The organism is Polaromonas sp. P1_E11 (assembly GCF_056405995.1).
This window is the reverse complement of sequence record NZ_JBFUBA010000002.1, coordinates 1,209,788-1,225,968: the sequence shown is the minus strand read 5'-3', so window position 1 is coordinate 1,225,968 and position 16,181 is coordinate 1,209,788. Positions and strand designations below refer to the sequence as shown.

14 protein-coding genes are annotated in these 16,181 nt (G+C 63.8%); 8 read left to right on the top strand and 6 right to left on the bottom strand.

Going from position 1 to position 16,181, the window contains the following annotated elements; all coding sequences use genetic code 11:
* Window positions 1-117 precede the first annotated feature (117 nt).
* Both AC1D11_RS13285 and AC1D11_RS13280 read left to right on the top strand, forming a co-directional pair.
* Complete coding sequence (locus AC1D11_RS13285; protein WP_477647474.1) at window positions 118-924, top strand: methyltransferase domain-containing protein; 807 nt, start codon at window positions 118-120, stop codon at window positions 922-924.
* Window positions 921-1,391 (top strand): GNAT family N-acetyltransferase, encoded by a 471-nt coding sequence (locus AC1D11_RS13280; protein ID WP_477647473.1) that lies wholly within the window; start codon window positions 921-923, stop codon window positions 1,389-1,391. The genes AC1D11_RS13285 and AC1D11_RS13280 overlap by 4 nt, the downstream gene beginning before the upstream one ends.
* A gap of 51 nt (window positions 1,392-1,442) precedes the next feature.
* Here the strand turns inward: AC1D11_RS13280 and AC1D11_RS13275 are convergent, their stop codons facing one another.
* A complete protein-coding gene (locus AC1D11_RS13275; RefSeq protein ID WP_477647472.1) occupies window positions 1,443-2,582 on the bottom strand; it encodes an aminopeptidase in 1,140 nt (379 codons plus the stop codon).
* Window positions 2,583-2,588: 6 nt separating this feature from the next.
* On the bottom strand, window positions 2,589-4,718 hold the full coding sequence (locus tag AC1D11_RS13270; protein ID WP_477647471.1) for a molybdopterin-containing oxidoreductase family protein: 2,130 nt from the start codon (window positions 4,716-4,718) through the stop codon (window positions 2,589-2,591).
* A gap of 52 nt (window positions 4,719-4,770) precedes the next feature.
* On the opposite strand from AC1D11_RS13270, the gene AC1D11_RS13265 reads away from it, so the two are divergent.
* Both AC1D11_RS13265 and AC1D11_RS13260 read left to right on the top strand, forming a co-directional pair.
* Window positions 4,771-5,925, top strand: coding sequence for an ABC transporter substrate-binding protein (locus AC1D11_RS13265; RefSeq protein WP_477647470.1), 1,155 nt, complete (start codon window positions 4,771-4,773; stop codon window positions 5,923-5,925).
* A gap of 169 nt (window positions 5,926-6,094) precedes the next feature.
* Entirely contained in the window at window positions 6,095-7,249 is a 1,155-nt protein-coding gene (locus tag AC1D11_RS13260) for an ABC transporter substrate-binding protein (protein WP_477647469.1), read from the top strand.
* Window positions 7,250-7,376: 127 nt separating this feature from the next.
* Here AC1D11_RS13260 and argE read toward each other — a convergent pair whose 3' ends face one another.
* Window positions 7,377-8,600, bottom strand: coding sequence for an acetylornithine deacetylase (gene argE / locus AC1D11_RS13255; RefSeq protein ID WP_477647468.1), 1,224 nt, complete (start codon window positions 8,598-8,600; stop codon window positions 7,377-7,379).
* A 93-nt stretch (window positions 8,601-8,693) separates the two neighbouring features.
* Between argE and AC1D11_RS13250 the strand changes: the two genes are divergently transcribed.
* The 4 genes from AC1D11_RS13250 to AC1D11_RS13235 all read left to right on the top strand — a co-directional run bounded on the left by AC1D11_RS13250 (window position 8,694) and on the right by AC1D11_RS13235 (window position 12,806).
* On the top strand, window positions 8,694-9,572 hold the full coding sequence (locus tag AC1D11_RS13250) for a decaprenyl-phosphate phosphoribosyltransferase (RefSeq protein WP_477647467.1): 879 nt from the start codon (window positions 8,694-8,696) through the stop codon (window positions 9,570-9,572).
* Window positions 9,569-10,519, top strand: a complete 951-nt coding sequence (locus AC1D11_RS13245) for a lysylphosphatidylglycerol synthase transmembrane domain-containing protein (protein ID WP_477651456.1) — start codon at window positions 9,569-9,571, stop codon at window positions 10,517-10,519. Before AC1D11_RS13250 ends, AC1D11_RS13245 begins: the two co-directional genes overlap by 4 nt.
* Window positions 10,520-10,593: 74 nt before the next feature.
* Window positions 10,594-12,132 (top strand): ArnT family glycosyltransferase, encoded by a 1,539-nt coding sequence (locus AC1D11_RS13240; protein WP_477647465.1) that lies wholly within the window; start codon window positions 10,594-10,596, stop codon window positions 12,130-12,132.
* Window positions 12,066-12,806 carry an HAD-IB family hydrolase gene (locus AC1D11_RS13235; RefSeq protein WP_477647464.1) on the top strand — a complete coding sequence of 247 codons (741 nt, stop codon included), beginning with the start codon at window positions 12,066-12,068 and terminating at the stop codon, window positions 12,804-12,806. The genes AC1D11_RS13240 and AC1D11_RS13235 overlap by 67 nt, the downstream gene beginning before the upstream one ends.
* 339 nt (window positions 12,807-13,145) lie before the next feature.
* Here AC1D11_RS13235 and AC1D11_RS13230 read toward each other — a convergent pair whose 3' ends face one another.
* The 3 genes from AC1D11_RS13230 to AC1D11_RS13220 all read right to left on the bottom strand — a co-directional run bounded on the left by AC1D11_RS13230 (window position 13,146) and on the right by AC1D11_RS13220 (window position 16,043).
* Window positions 13,146-13,919, bottom strand: a complete 774-nt coding sequence (locus AC1D11_RS13230; protein WP_477647463.1) for a tetratricopeptide repeat protein — start codon at window positions 13,917-13,919, stop codon at window positions 13,146-13,148.
* Window positions 13,920-13,978: 59 nt separating this feature from the next.
* Window positions 13,979-14,638, bottom strand: coding sequence for a TetR/AcrR family transcriptional regulator (locus AC1D11_RS13225; RefSeq protein ID WP_477647462.1), 660 nt, complete (start codon window positions 14,636-14,638; stop codon window positions 13,979-13,981).
* A 133-nt stretch (window positions 14,639-14,771) separates the two neighbouring features.
* On the bottom strand, window positions 14,772-16,043 hold the full coding sequence (locus tag AC1D11_RS13220) for a patatin-like phospholipase family protein (protein WP_477647461.1): 1,272 nt from the start codon (window positions 16,041-16,043) through the stop codon (window positions 14,772-14,774).
* Between the last annotated feature and the right edge of the window lie 138 nt (window positions 16,044-16,181).

Sequence of the window (16,181 nt, the reverse complement as noted above, 5' to 3'; positions counted from 1 at the left end):
TACCTACGGTACGGCTTACCGTGGTTGTATCTTCGGATACCGTAGTTCACACACTGTTCTGCGCCTGGTATGGGTTGGATACTGCCCTCCCGCCAAGCAATACAGGTTCCCTGAAGAATGAAAAACTATCCGCTGCACAGCAGTAAAAAAGAGCGCGACAGATTGAAAATGCAGGCGCTGGCGATATTGCCGCTTACCGAGAACATGTTGGCAGGGGCCGGTGTCAAACCCGAGTCGCAGGTTCTGGAGTTGGGCTGCGGAAGCGGCGACGTGACCTTGTTGTTGGCGAGCCGTGTGGGGCCCGGCGGCGAAGTGGTGGCAATAGACCGGGACCAGGCCCAGCTTGACGCTGCCGCGTTGCGCGTCGCTAACGCGGGTTTTCGGAACGTGAAGTTTGTTTTGGCTGAGCTTGACAACTTTGAGCCGGTCGGGACGTTTGACGCCATTGTTGGCCGGTACTTCCTGCTGTATGTCGCAAGTCCCGAGGCCGCCGTTGCACGGGTGGCGAAATGGGTTCGACCGGGAGGGACGCTGGCGTTTCTGGAAATGGATTTTTTCCGCGGTGTACACAGCAGCGTTTGGCCGCCGGCTTCGCCGCAAACACATCAGGCCATTGTGTTCATAGGCGACGTCATGCTGGACGCGGGCATCAACCCCTACATGGCCGCGAGGCTGCCGAGTATTTTGATGCGTTACGGCAGTGTGCATGTACAGACTTCAGCGCCTCCCCAGTATGGCGCCCGTTCGATTGAACTGCCCCTGGAAGCCGTCAGGTCGGTCACTCCCATGGCCCGCAAGCTTGGGCGTGCCGATGCGGATCACCACGACGTCGACGCGTTGCTGGCCCGCGAATTGGCGGGCCGGGGCGAGCACACCGTGACCGTGCCGCCCATGTCTGTTGCTGCCTGGGTTCAACTGGCATGAGGCACGCAGCATCTCCTGTGTGCATTGGCCATCTTGCCGACTACCCGCAGCATCTCGCGGCGCTGGCCGCGTGGCACCAGGCGCAATTCGGCTATCTCAATACATCGGTTACGGTTGAGCAGCGCGAGCAAAGGCTGAAGGCATCCGCGCAGAAGGGCGCGTTGCCGATGACCTTTGTGGCGGTTTGCGAAGGCCGGCTTCTGGGGTCGGCGAGCTTGCTGCCAAAAACGATTACCCATTCCCACTTGTCTCCCTGGCTGTCCAGTGTTTATGTAGCGCCCGAGCACAGGAACGAGGGGATAGGGTCGGCGCTGGTCCGGCATGTGGTTCGGGAGGCCGCCGGCATGGGCAAAGACAAGGTCTACCTGTTTACGCCGAACAGCGAAGCCCTGTATGCCCGGCTCGGCTGGAAAGTCGTCGAACATACGGAACATCAGGGACACCGCCTCACGATCATGTGCGTGTAAGCCTGTAGATACGCCCCTCGCCGGATGTGCTGGGACGCTGCCCAGGTTGAACTACTCTTTGGTCTGTCCGGCCTTGCGTGGGTGACTGTGTGCCTGCGCAAGGTTCACCATGTTGTGTTCAAGTGCCTTGCGCCGTTCATCCTTGGGTAGCCGGGCCAGCTTTTTGACTGCATCATAAAACCGTTGCCAGTCACGGCCCTCGTGTTCGAACAATGCTTCAAAGCCCGGCACCAGGTCGTCGTACGCAGCCTGTGCGCCAAACGAGGCATTGTTGGCGTTCGCCACCCACAGGTCATAGCCGGCAAAGCCGCCCCATGATGCCTTGAGTTCGGCATAGGCGTCGCGAAAGCGCTGGTACGCTATCATTTTGCTAGCTGCTTGCGCTCGTCCTGATTGGGCTGTGGCATCATTTTGATCATAAATTTCGGTCAGTTCCCGGCGCGTGGCCAGTGCCAGCGCGCGGAACTGCCGGCGCCGGCCGTCAAATACGGCGTAGGCCCTGCGCGCGTCGTCACCGGCCTGCGTGGCCAGCCAGCGCTCGCTGCCCAGGCGCTCGACCGCAGTGGCAAACGATTCATTGAACATCGTGTCACCCGGCACATACACCACCTGGTGCGACAGTTCATGGAAGATCAGCCGCGCCAGTTCGCCTTCCGGGTAGCCGATGAAGGTGTTGAGCAAAGGGTCGCCACCGGCCCAGTTCATCCAGCCCAGGGTGGAATAGGCGGGCACGCCGTAAACGCTGGCTTCCAGGCCTTCCGCCTTGAGCCGCGCCGCTTCGGCGCGCGCCTCGGCCTCATTGAAGTAGCCGCGGTAGCCGACACAGCCTGTGACCGGGAAGCACCAGGTTTTGAGCGTGAGCGAAAACGCCGGCGCCGCCACCACGTTCCAGACCACGGCGCTGCGGCGCAAGTCGGCATAGCGGCGGTAACTGGCGTTGTCGGGCAGTTTCAGCTCGGCCACCGCAAAGCTGCGGATGCGCTGCGACAGTTCCAGCCGGTTTTTCAATGAGGCCGATGTTTGCGCATCACCGAGCCAGTCATCCACCGGCCGGGCCGCGTTGAGCATCTGCATGTGCCCGCTGACGGACTGCCAGTAATAACCCAGGTCGGCGCACCCCGTAAGGCACAGCGCGGCAGCGGCCAGCGCGGCGGCCAGGCCGGTCAGTGTCTTGGTGCGCGTGCGGGTCACTGTGCCTCAGGCTGTCTCAGCGTCGCGCTGCACCTGCACCAGGCAATCGTAAAAAACGGGGCCGCGGCCCATGTCTGTCAGGTGCTGGCTGGTGAGCTGGTTCACGTTGGTGCCGTCCAGGCCCAGCTTGCGCCACCAGATGCCCAGGCCGTTGACCACGCCGGGCCGCGCCCGCGTGGAGACTTCCGCCTTGACCCGGTATTCACCGCGCTGGTTGAACACCTTGACGATGGCGCCCGTGGTGATGCCGCGCGGCAAGGCATCATCGGCATGCATTTCCAGCACCGGCTCGGTTTCGATGTCGCGCAGGCTTTTGACATTGACGAAGCTGGAGTTGAGGAAGTTGCGCGCCGGCGGCGAGATCATGGCCAGCGGGAACCGGTCGGACGTGCCGGCCGCTTCATGGTTGGGCACATGGCCGGGCAGGCCGTCGGCCCCCGTGGCCGCCAGCCGCGCACTGAAGAATTCGCAGCGCCCCGAAGCGGTGGGAAAGCCGCCTTCGGAAAACGGCGCATCGGGCAGTTTGAGGGTGGAAAAACCTTTGTCCTGCAGCTGCTGGAAATCCACCTTGTCGCCATAGGCCGCGCGGCACAGCGACTCGTCGCTCTCGGCAAAACAGGGGTCGGTAAAACCCATGTGGGCAGCCAGTTCGCGAAAAATCTGCGTATTGGGTTTGGCCTGGCCCATCGGTGCGACGGCGGGGCGGTTCAGCAGCGCGTCGGTGTGACCGTAGGAGGCATGCACATCCCAGTGCTCCAGCTGCGTGGTGGCCGGCAGGATGTAGTCGGCGTAGTCGGCCGTGTCGGTCTGGAAGTGCTCAAGCACCACAGTGAAGAGGTCTTCACGCGCGAAGCCCTGAACCACTTTTCCGGATTCCGGCGCCACTGCCACCGGGTTGCTGTTGTAGACGATCAGCGCCTCGATCTTCGGGCCGAACTGCGGCGACGCGGGTTCCAGCAGGGCATTGCCGATAGTGCTCATGTTGATGGTGCGCGGCTGGCGGCCCTGCAGCAGGTCGGGCCGCTGCAGGGCGGCTTTGTCGACCGGGAACAGGCCCGAGCTGCTGAGCAGCACGCCGCCGGCCCGGTGCCGCCATGCGCCCGTCAGCGCCGGCAGACAGGCGACTGCGCGCGCCGCATTGCCTCCGCCGTGCACGCGCTGCATGCCGTAGTTCAGCCGGATCGCAGCGGGCTGCTTTTTGACAAAGCATTCGCCATAATCGCGCGCCAGCGAGCGAATCTGTTCCACGGGCACGCCGCACACCTGTGCTGCGCGTTCAGGCGGCCACTGCAGCGCGCGTTCGCGCAGCCCGCCGTCCGGGCTTTGCCAGCCCAGCGTGTGCTGCGCGATGTAGTCGTGGTCGAGCCAGTCGTGGGTGATCAACTCATGCATCAGCGCCAGCGCCAGCGCCGCGTCGGTGCCGGGCAGCACCGCGATGTGCTCATGGCATTTTTCAGCGGTTTCGCTTTTGCGCGGGTCGATGCAGACAAGTTTTGCGCCGTCTCTTTTGGCCTGCTGTGCGTAACGCCAGAAGTGCAGGTTGCTGCCGATGGAGTTGCTGCCCCAGATGATGATGAGCTTCGATTCGGCAAAAAACTCCACCCGCATGCCGACCTTGCCGCCCAGCGTTTGCGTCAGGCCTTCGCTGCCCGCCGAAGCGCAGATGGTACGGTCCAGCAACGAAGCCCCCAGCTGATGAAAGAAGCGCCCGGCCATGCTTTCGCCCTGCACCTGGCCCATGGTGCCGGCGTAGCTGTAGGGCACGATGGCTTCAGGATTGCGTGCGGCGATGGGCTTGAGGCGCACCGCAATGTCAGCCAGCGCCGCTTCCCAGCTTACCGGCTCGAACTGTCCGCTGCCTTTCGGGCCGCTGCGCTTGAGCGGGCTCAGCAAGCGCTCCGGATGGTAGGTGCGTTCGGTGTAACGCGACACCTTGTTGCACAGCACGCCGCCGGTATGCGGGTGGTCCGGGTTGCCCTGCACGCGGGTGGCCACGCCGCCTTCCACCGTGGTCAGCAATGAGCAGGTGTCGGGGCAGTCGTGAGGGCAGGCGCCCAGCACCTGCACGGCGCCAGGCTTCAGCCCGGTGTCAGGTTTCGCCTCGGTCCTAGGGGAGATGCTGATGGTATTGCTCATGGTTCAACTTTATATTGGCAGCCATACCGGCCCCCGGGGATGAGGAGACAACATGACAACAACAAAAACAGGAATGTGCTCATTCCGCGTATTGGCCAGGATCACCATGGTAGCGGCACTGACCGCCCTGATGGCGCCGGGGGTCTATGCCGAAGATGGCATCAGCAAAACCGCAGTAACGCTGGGGCAGTCCCTGGCCATGACGGGGCCCGGCAGCACGCTGGCTGTGCCGTTTGCCCAGGGCGCGCGTCTTTACTTTGACCACGTCAATGCCGGCGGCGGCGTCAACGGCCGCAAGATCGAGCTGACGACGCTGGACGATGCGGGCAACCCCGAGACCGCCGCGGCCAACACCCGCAAGCTGCTGGACCTAAAGGTGTTTTCGCTGTTCGGCTACTACGGCTCGCCACAGGTCACGGCCGTCAACCCGCTGTTGAAAGACACCGACATTTTGCTGTTCGCCCCCATGGCCGGCGCCGACGAGTTGCGCGGCTCGCTCTATCCCAACGTGTATTCGGTCCGGCCCGGTTATTCGGAAGAAGCCGCCATGATCACGCGGCACGCTGAAACCCTGGGCATGCGCAAGCTGGCCATCCTGCACGGCAAGGATGCCGAGTCGATGGCGGCGCTGGACTCCGCCGAGCGCACCATGGGCGGCCTGGGCGCCAACCTGGTGGCCAAGTCGGCCCTCTCGGGCGGCAGTGTGGCCACGAGCGTTGACCAGGTGCTGGGCAAAAAGCCCGAGTCGGTGCTGGTGATCAGCGACGCTTCCGGCGCCGCCAGCGCGATACGCGACCTGCGCGCCAAAGGATTTCGCGGGCCCATCTACGGCTTTTCAAGCACTGGCGAAAGCCTGCTGGCCGAGCAGCTCGGCGCAGCTGGCGCGGGTGTGGTGGTGGTGCGCGTCACGCCCAAATCAGACAACGCCAAGAGCGTGCTGGTCCGTGAACTGCAGACCGACGCTGCGGCGGCCAAACTGGGCAAACCCAACGTCTACATGCTTGAAGGCTATATCGCGGCCTGGACCTATGTTGAAGCACTGCGCAAGGCCGGCAAGGACCCGACCCGCGTCAAGCTGCGCAAGGCGCTGGACACCATGCAGGAACTGAGCCTGGGTGGTTTTCGGGTGCACTTTGACGGGGACCGCGTGGGCTCCAAGCTGGTGGAGCTCAGTTTGATTGATGCGACCGGACGGGTGCGAGAATAGGCAAGATACGGGTCAACTGTCTGCAAAAGCTGGCAGTTTCCTGAATTTAGGGCCTAAAACAACGCTGGCGAGGCTAAATACCACCCCTAAACGGTGATTGATGTCACGAGGTTGCCTTCTGTTACCTCACGGGTAACCAAACTGTAAGGTGTGTTGCGAAAATCAGGCAATGACCTCCATAACCACATCTACCCCCACACTCACCCGCAGAAAGTTCTCTGTCGTCGCAGGCGCGTCCATGCTCGCCGGCTTCAACCTGGCCCACGCACAGAATGACAAGATCATCCTCGGCCAGTCGGCCCCTTTCACCGGCCCGGCTGCGCAGCTGGGCATCCAGTTCTACCAGGGCGCGAAGGTGTACTTCGACCAGGTCAACGAACAGGGCGGCGTCAACAAGCGCCTGATTGAAATCCGCAACCTCGACGACGGCTATGAACCCGCCCGCTGCGCTGAAAACACCCGCAAGCTGATCGACGACGAGGTGTTTGCGCTGTTCGGCTACATCGGCACCCCCACCAGCATCGCTGCCCTGCCGCTGGCCATCAAGGACAAAGTCCCGTTCATCGCGCCGTTCACCGGTGCCATGGCTTTGCGTGAACCTTTCAACAAAAATGTCTTCCATGTGCGCGCGTCCTACAACGACGAAACCGGCCTGATCGTCAAACAGCTGACCGCCCTGGGGCTGAAGAAAATAGCCGTGTTCTACCAGAACGATGCCTACGGCAAGGCCGGGCTGGACGGTGTCACGCTGGCCCTGGGTGCGCAGAACCTGAAGCCGGTGGCGCAGGCGACGGTGGAGCGCAACACGGTGGACGTGGCCAAGGCCGTCACCACGCTGGTGGCCGCGGGCCCCGATGCGGTGGTGCAGATCGGTGCTTACAAAGCCTGCGCCGCCTTCATTCGCGAAGCCCGCAAGGCCGGCTACGGCGGCACGTTCTACAACGTGTCGTTTGTCGGCACGCAGGCGCTGGCCGACGAGCTGGGCAAGGATGGCGCGGGTGTGGTGGTATCGCAGGTCATGCCTTCGCCCTACAACGGAGCGCGGCCGATTGTGCGCGAGTTCACCGAAGCAGTGAAGGCGGCCGGCAAGGACGCAAAGGTTAATTTCTCGAGCATGGAAGGCTATGTGGCCGCCAGGATTCTGGTGGACGGCCTCAAGCGCGGCGGCGCCAAGATGACCCGTGAGTCGCTGATTTCCGGCCTGGAAGCCATTGGCACCCAATCGTTTGGCGGGTTTTCCGTGTCGTTCTCGCCGACCGACCACGTGGCGTCCCACTTTGTGGAGATGTCGATGCTGACGGGCGACGGCCGGATCAGGACTTGAAGTACTGACTCCCCCCCGAAGCGGCCTGCGGCCGCCTCCCCCCAAGGGGGGGCGCCACTGGCGGCCCGGCAAAGCCGGTTCCACGGTGGCCCGCGCGAAAACCCGCCCACTAGCGAAGTCCGTTCGATCAGGCAATTTGCCGCGTAGCGACCAACCCGCGCATGAAATCCTCGCAGCGCGCGAGCTGTTCCAGGCTCACAAATTCGTCCGGCTGGTGCGCCTGGTTGATGCTGCCGGGCCCGCACACCACCGTGGGAATGCCGGCGTTCTTGAACAGGCCTGCTTCAGTGCCGAAAGCGACCAGCGTGGTCTCTTTCGTGCCGGCCAGGCGCTGCGCCAGTTGGGTCACCGCGTCGCCGGAGGAGCCGAGGAAGGCCGGTACTTCACAAATCGTCTCAAAGCTGAAGCCGGCGTCAGGTGCTATCTTTTTCATAGCTGGTTGCGCCCGTTCCGCATAGTCTAGAAGCTCTTTTTGCATTAAAACCGCATCCGCCGTGGGCAGATTGCGGAACTCGTAGCGGAACTCCGCGTCGCGCGGCACCACGTTGTCGGCAATACCGCCGTGGAACTGGCCGACGCTGGCGGTGCTGAAGGGCACGTCGAAGCCTTCGTAACGCGGCTCGTTCGCTTCAAAGCCGTCGGCCATGTCGCGCAGTTTGCCGACGACACGCGCCGCCATCTCGATGGCGTTGACGGATTGCGGCGTGAGCGAGGAGTGCGCCTCCTTGCCGCGCACGCAGCATTTGTAGCGGTACACGCCCTTGTGCGCGGTGGCCGGCACCATGCTCGTCGGTTCGCCCACGATGCAGGCGAGCGGCTTGATGCCCGCGTCCTTCATGTCGGCAATCAGCTCCTTCACGCCCATGCAGCCGACTTCCTCGTCGTAGCTGAGCGCCAGGTGCACTGCAAACGGCGCCTGGCTGTTCAGAAAATCACCGGCGTGGGCCAGCGCCAGGCCGATAAAACCCTTCATGTCGCAGCTGCCGCGGCCATACAGCCGGCCGTCACTGACCGTGGCCGACAGCGGGTCCAGCGTCCAGTCCTGGCCATCCCAGGGCACCGTGTCGGTGTGGCCCGACAGGATGATGCCGGCCGGTTTGCCTTCGCCCAGCGTGGCAAAGAGGTTGGCCTTGGTTTTGTCGGAATTGGTGGTGATGCGGCTGGCCACGCCAAGTTTTTGCAACTCGTCGCGCACGAAATGGATCAGAGCCAGGTTCGAGTTGTGGCTGACCGTGTTCATGCGGACCAGTGTCTGGACCAGTTGCAGGGCGCGGGGTGACACTGAGGGAAGCGAAGGAGAAGGGACCAGGGCGCAGGCCGTGAGGATGGGGGAGGAAGGTGCGGAATCCATGGCCTATTTTGGCCGCATTCCCTGATATGTGAAGCCGGTCCCGTCAGGTATGCTTCAACGTCGCTTTCCTCCGGGGCGTTTTTGCCCATCCTGATGTCTTCCTCGTCCCCTTCCTTGTCCTCTTCCCCGCTTGCATTGATACGGCTCATGCGGCCGCACCAGTGGCTCAAAAATGCCTTTGTGTTTGCCGGCCTGGTGTTCAGCCAGAACTGGCAGGACACCGCGCTGGACCTGCGCGTCTTCTACGCCTTTGCCGCGTTCTGCTGCCTCTCAAGCATGGTCTACATCATCAACGACTGGCATGACCGCGCAAGCGACGCCCTGCACCCCACCAAGCGCCACCGGCCGCTGGCCAGCGGCGCAGTCGCCGTGCCGGTTTCGCTGGTGCTGGCGGGCCTGTTGCTGGTGGCGGGCCTGCTGCTGGCCGCGGGCAACCGCACGCTGCTGGTGCTGCTGGGCCTGTACACGGTGCTCAACCTGGCGTATTCGTGGCGGCTCAAGCAGGTGCCGGTGGTCGACGTGTCCATCATTGCCTCGGGCTTCATGCTGCGCCTGCTGGCCGGCACCGTGGCCGTCGGCATTCCGCCTTCGCGCTGGCTGCTGCTCACCGGTATTTTTGTGGCCCTGTTCCTCGGTTTTTCCAAACGCAAGGCCGAAACTTTTCATGAAGAAGCCAGCCAGCGCGCCGTGCTGGCGCACTACCCGGCGGCCTTGCTCGACACCTTTATGGCCGCGACCATGACGGCCACGCTCACCACCTACAGCCTGTTTGCCACCAGCCCCGAGGCGCAGCTGCAGCACGGCGAGCGCCTGCTCTACACCGTGCCGGTGGTCATTTTCGGCATGCTGCGCTACACCTACCAGGTGCACCGCGGCCGCGGTGAAGACGTGGCGCGCGACATGCTGCGGGACCCGTGGATCCTGGCGGCCGGCGCGCTCTGGCTGGCCATTTTCCTGAGCCGCCGCCTGTGATTCCCGGGGGCGCTCCGCCGCCCGCGCGCGGCACCTTGCCGTTCAAGCGGCTGTTGCTGGTGCTTGGCGTGGTGGCCACGGCTTATGCGGCCGTGCTGCTGGTCTGGGGTGACAGCCCCAGGGCGTCGCTCGCATTGCTGTGGTCGTGGACGGGCGTGCAGGCAGCAGGCCTTTGCCTGCTCAACTATCTGCTGCGCGGCCTGCGCTGGCGGCTCTGGATGGCCCACTTCGGGCGCCATTTCGGCTGGCTGCAGGGGCTGAGGCTCTATCTGGCCGGTTATGCCTTTACGCCGACACCCGGCAATGTGGGTGAAGCGGTGCGCGGCCTGATGCTGGCGCAGCGTCCGTTGGGCACCGCACAAAGCCTGGCCATCTTCGGCGCCGAACGGCTGGCCGATTTGCTGTGCCTGTTGCTGCTGTGTTTTCCCGCCGTGTGGTGGGGCCTGAACCATGGTGCGATGCCGTCGTCGCCCGGCTGGCTGGCCGGGCTGCTGGCCGTCGCGGTTCTGCTGCTGGCACTGGTGGTGGGCCTGCTGTTCAAACACCGCGCACGACTGTTCCAGCGCTTTGCCTGGCTGCAGGAGGCCTGGTTGTGCCTGGCGGTGCGCCCGCTGCTCTGGTTTGGCCTCACGCTCACGGCCTGGGCCGCCCAGGGCGTCGCGGTCTGGCTGGTGTGCCGCGAGATGAATGTCCCCCTCGGCCTGCTGACAGCCACCGGGTTCTACGCGGTCGCCATGGTGGCCGGGGCGTTGTCTGCCCTGCCTGCGGGCCTGGGCGGTACCGAAGCCGTGCTGACCGGCCTGCTGGTGGCACAGGGCGCCACACCGGCTGCAGCGCTGGCCATTACCGTGCTGGTGCGGCTGCTGACCCTGTGGCTGGCTGTCGCGATTGGCGTGGTGGCCTTGCTTTATAGTGCGGCCATCCGCAAGGAAATCAGTTTTCGCTAGCCCCTGCGGGCCTTCTTTCCTGGCCTTGCCTGCAACATGCAAAGCCGCCAGACCTACCCGTTCTCCCAGTTTCCATGCCCCAGAACCACGACACCGCCGCCTTTCCCGTTTCGCTGAGCCGCTGGCTGCTGGGTGCGGGCCTCCTGTCGCTGCTGCTGCGGTTCTGGATCGCCGTCACCTTTCCGGTCACCGGCGACGAGGCCTTTTTCTATTGGTGGGGGGTGTACCCCGCGTGGGGTTATTCAGACCACCCGCCCATGGTGGGCTGGCTGATTGCGTTGATGCGCGCCACGCTGGGCGACAGCCTCTGGTCGATACGCCTGCCCATCGTGCTGCTGCCGCTGGCGCTGGGCGCGGCGCTGTGGTGGGCGCTCAAGCCCGCGGGCAAGGTGCGCGCTGCCTGGGCCGTGCTGTTTTTCTGGCTGGCGCCGCTGAACTGGCTCAACGTCCTGATCACCACCGACACGCCACTGATTTTCTGGTCGGCGCTGTCCGTTGCCGCGCTGATGCGCGCCGAACGACGTGCGGCGCTGGACCGTGCCGCCTACGGCCTCTACGCCCTGTCGGGCTTCTTCCTGGGCTGTGCTTTTCTGTCGAAGTACTTCTCGGTGGTACTCGGCTTCAGTTATCTCGTCTACTTCGTGTTGTACCGGCGTGAACGGCTCGCGGGTTTTGCGCTGCTGGTGCTGTGCGCCTTGCCCGGCCCGGCCATCAACATCGCCTACAACATGTCGCACGGCTGGTCGAACATCATGTTCAACGTCTACAACCGCAATGAAGACGCGGTGTTCGAATGGCGCAAGCCGCTGACCTACATCGGCATGATGGTCTACCTGATCACGCCCGTGGCGGTGTGGATGGCTGTGCGCTACCGCCAGGCGTTGCTGGCTGCTGCGCGAAGCCAGCGCCTGCTGGCCTGCCTGGTGGTGGTGCCGCTGCTGTTTTTTGCGCTGCTGTCAGGCAAGAAGGTGATCGGCCTGCACTGGGTGCTGTCGTTTTATCCTTTTGGCTTTGCTTTTCTGGCGTTTGCCTTGCCGGCTGACAGGCTCAAAGCCTGCGCCAAGGGGCTGGCCGTGTTTGCCGGCCTGCATGTGCTGGCGGTGGCCGGGCTGTACATGACGTCGCTGGATACCTGGAAAACGACCAAGCTGTATCCGCAAATCATCCGCAGCTACAAAACGGCCGAAATGCTGCAGCAGGTCACCGTGCCCGGCGTGGTGCTGATGGGCGAGGCCTACACGCCCGCGTCGATTTTCGGTTTTGAGCGCCGCGAATACATGCCGGTGTTCGGCGTCGGCAAGTTCCATGCGCGGCAGGACGACATGCTGGTCGACTTTTCGCTCTACCAGGGCAAAACGGTGCGTGTCATCGTTGCCGACAAGCCGAAGCTGGAAGAGTTTTCGCCTTACTTCGAGTCGGTGCGTGTGCTCAGCTTCGAGCAGGACGGCGTGCCCTTTTACGCGGTCGAAGGCACGGGCTTCAAATACCAGGCCTACCGCGAAGGTGTGCTGGGCACAATCTTCAAGCGCTACTTCAACATTCCTTCATGGCTGCCGATGACGGGCTGCCCGTTCTGCGTGCGCTACTGCGGGCAGGTGCGATGCGCGAGGTGATCGCTGCCGAGACCGGCCCTGTCGTTGCCGCTTTTGACTTCGACGGCACGCTGACCCGGCGCGACACCTTCATGCCGTTCCTGGCGCGCGGCCTGGGCTGGCCGCGGTTCCTGGGGGCCTTGCTCCGCTGTTTCCCCTGGCTGGCCGGTTATGCGCTGCGCCTGGTGCCCAACCACGTCGCCAAAGGCCGGCTGATGCAGGCCACGCTGGCCGGCCGCAGCCTGGCCGAGATGGAGGGCTGGACGGCCCGCTGGCTGGCCCACGATTTTCCCGGCCAGCTGCGCGAGGACGCCATGGCGCGCCTGGCCTGGCACCGCGAGGCCGGGCATTGCTGTGTCATGGTCAGCGCGTCGCCCGACATCTACCTGCAGGTAGTGGCGCGCCAGCTGGGGTTTGACGCGCTGCTCTGCACGGAAATGGAAGTGGTGGGCGAGGGTGAGGGCAGGCATCTTACCGGCCGCCTCACTGGCCGCATGAGCACCCCCAACTGCCATGGCGAGCAGAAGGTGCTGCGCCTGAAGGCCTGGGCACTGGCGCGCTATGGGGAGACAGCGCTGGACGGCGTCACCCTGTATGCCTATGGCGATACCTCCGGCGACAAGCCCATGCTGCGGCTGGCCAGGCATGCGTGGTACCGGGGCAAGCCCTGGGTGGACGCGGCGCGGCCGGTGTGAGGGCTTGAGCCGGTCTGGCCCGGCGCCAGACGTTGTTTGGTTCATGTTGATGCTATGGTTTTAATAGCTGCTTGCGCTCGACCTTTGTGCCTTGCAGCCCTGTTTGGCACTCAAAAAATGCCTCAAAACCTGCTGTGCGGCGCTGGAAATCACCAAGACCGGCCCCAAAGCACCGGCGAAGGTCTTTTGGCCTGTTTTTGAGCATCGATTTGGCCTAAAGCCCAATACTGACGGGCGCAAGCAGCTATCAAAACAGTAGCAAAAAACGGGCAGGGCCCGTGCGCCTTGCGACGCGCGGGCCCTGCCGGGAATGTTGCGGTGAGGCTTTCCGGTGCCGGCTCAGTCCTCGAGCTCGGCCTTGGCCATCTCCACGTCCAGCCGTTCGGTGGCGTCCAGCGGTTTGCTGGCCGCGGCCTGTTCGTACAGCTTGGTGGCTTCCTTCATTTTTTTGTCGCCTTCCAGCATGACGAGGCCGTTGGCGTATTCGATCATCCCGATGGCCGAGCCCGGGTGCAGCTTGAGCGCGTCCTTGTAGAGCGCCAGGCCGATGTCTTTTTTGGCGCCGTAGGTCATGCCGCCGATCAGCGAACCCACCTTGTCGATCACCTCGGCATGGAAGGCCGCCAGCGCAATGTGCGCGTCTGCGTGTTTGGGTGACAGCTTGATGGCCTGCTCCAGCGAATTCTTCACCTTGGTTCCCAGTCCCTGGGCCAGCGCCTTGGCCACGCTGATGCCCTGGCTGTAGCGGCCCAGCGCGTAGGCCTGCCAGTACCAGGCATTGGCGTTCTTCGGGTCGGCTTTTTGCTGGGCTTCGGCGCGTGCGGCCACTTCCATGAACATGTCCAGCTTGGCTTTTTCCTTGGTTTCGAGATAGGTGGCGTACATGCTGGTGGCCTTGTTGGCCACTGTGATGCCGTCGCCGCCAGCCTTGGCGCCGGCCTCAGCCGCTTTCTGGAAGTCGCCGTTATGAAACAGCGCCCAGGCCTGCAACACATCGGCATCCTTGGGCAGGGGCTCGCAGTCACCCTGGTGCAGGCGGGTCCAGCTCTTTTTCAGGCTGGCAGCATCAAATGTGTAGTCGCCGGCGTGGGGAAAGGCAGTCCATTTGGCCATGTGTGTTGTCTCCTTGGTAAAAATTGTTGGTGTTATGAATGACGGCAGTTTGACGGAATTCAAGCCGGGTTGCTGTAGGCACCGACCAGCGCCTGCAGGTGCGCGCGCTGGCTTTGCTCCAGGTAGGGAATCAGCAGGTTGAGCACGTGGTGCGCGCCGCGCAGCAGGGCGGCCTGTGCGTTGGCAGGTTCCAGCGCGTTGCGCGGGTCGCGCACGTACTCAAAGCTCAGCCAGTAAGTGAGCACCACCACCATGCTGGTGGCCGTGGCCTCGACCTCGCGCGAATCAATTGTCACGGCGCCGGAACGGCTCATGCCGTCCAGCAGGGCCTTCACGGCACGGGTTTTGTTCTTGAGCACCCACTGGAAGTGGGTTTCGAGGCGGCGGTTCTTGCTCAGCAGGTCGTTGAGGTCGCGGTACAAAAAGCGGTACTGCCAGATCAGCTCGAACAGCGTGTGCATGAAGAACCAGGCGTCTTCCACATCGCGCACGCCGTCGCTGGCATTGAGCAGCTCGCTCAGGGATTTTTCGTAGCGGTCAAACAGCGAGTTGATGAGCTCGTCTTTGGCCGGGTAGTGGTAGTACAGGTTGCCGGGGCTGATGCTGAGCTCGGCGGAGATCAGCGTGGTCGACACATTGGGCTCGCCAAAGCGGTTGAACAGGTCCAGGGTGACCTCCAGGATCCGCTCTGCTGTACGGCGCGGCGCTTTTTTCGCCATAAGTTGTCTACCTCGTGTTGTTCTTTACTCTAACCCAGCGTCTCCCCGGGCGACACTAGGGAAGTCCATCAATCCGCACGGCGGTTTGCAACAAGGTGAACGGCATGGCATGCACCTTTGGCAAACCTTTGGGTTAAGCCTGGGCTGACGCGGGCAGCTTGTGCGCAGCGGGCCGCAGCGCGTGGCTCAGATCTTCCATCACATCTTCGAGCGAGGCAATGGCGCGGCCCACGCGCGTGGCGGCAGGCCTTTCAGCCACCAGGTGGCGCCTGGGGTCTTCCAGAACGTCCAGGTTCAGCGACACGCCGTGCCGCGCCAGCGTGGCAGACAACGTGGTCTTGCGCGAGCGCAGCATCTGCCGGGTGTTCTGGTAGGCGTGCTCGGCCAGCTCGCGGCGCTGCCGGTAACTGAAGGTATTGGCCAGGAACATCTCGGTGTCGCGGGCGTCGGGTTCCATCAGCACGATGTCGGTGCCGGGATAGGCGTGCGCGTAGTGCTTCATGCCGAGCTCCAGCCGCGAGTGGATCATCGAGCGGAAGGTCTGGCTCATCACGGCGGGCAGGCCGCCGTGCACGATGCGCGGAATGGCCTGCTTCTCAAGCGGCAGGCCGCGGCGCATGACGCGCTGGTTCATGGCCAGCGCGGGTGCGCGGGTTGCGTTGAAAGGCACCAGCGGGTTCAGGCAGAACATCAGGTCAACGCCGTCGTCCAGCGCCACGCCGGCGTGCATGGTTTTCTTCAGTGCGCCGTCCACGTAGTAGTGGCTGTCGATCTCCACCGGCGGAAACAGGCCCGGCAGGGCCGAGCTGGCCTGCACGGCCTTGGAAATGGGCACGTGGTCCCAGCCGGGGCGGCCGAAGGGCGCGGCGTCCCCGCTGTCCAGATTGGTCGCGACCAGCGTCAGCCGCGTGCGGAGCTGGCGAAAGTCGTTGGTGCGGCCGGGTTTGGAAAACAGCGCGGCCAGGCGCGTGTCGATTTCGTCATTGGAGAAAACACCGGTGGGCAAGGCTGGGCCGAGTGCCTCCAGCGCATTGACCAGCGACTTGCGCCCGAAGGTGGCGCGCCAGGCCGCCGACGCCAGCAGGCCGGGCAGCATGATGCCGCGCCTCAGAAATTCGCCGTACGCCGGCACCATCAGCCAGGCCGGGTCAAACACCTCCGACACCGTATCGCCGTTTTCAATGAAGGCAGCGCACAGCTCGCGCGGCGTCATGCCGTTGGCCAGGCCCGCCGCGATAAAACCGCCGGCGGACACGCCGACATAGTGGTCCAGTTCGGTGAATGAAAGCCCCTGCAGGGATTCGTCGAGCGCGCACAGCGCACCGATTTCGTAAATGGCGCCCAACGGTCCGCCGCCAGAGAGTGCCAGAGCAATGCGCGGCCGGGGGGCGGACCGTTTCGTCATTTTTGCCGGGTCGGCTGGCTGCGCAGCAGCTAGATGACCGCCGCCCGAGAGTGCTAGCGCGATGCGTGGTTTTGCAGGGCGTTTATTTTTTGCGGGCTTCGCTTGGGTCATGGCTGGAAAGTGTAGACGGCGGCCTTG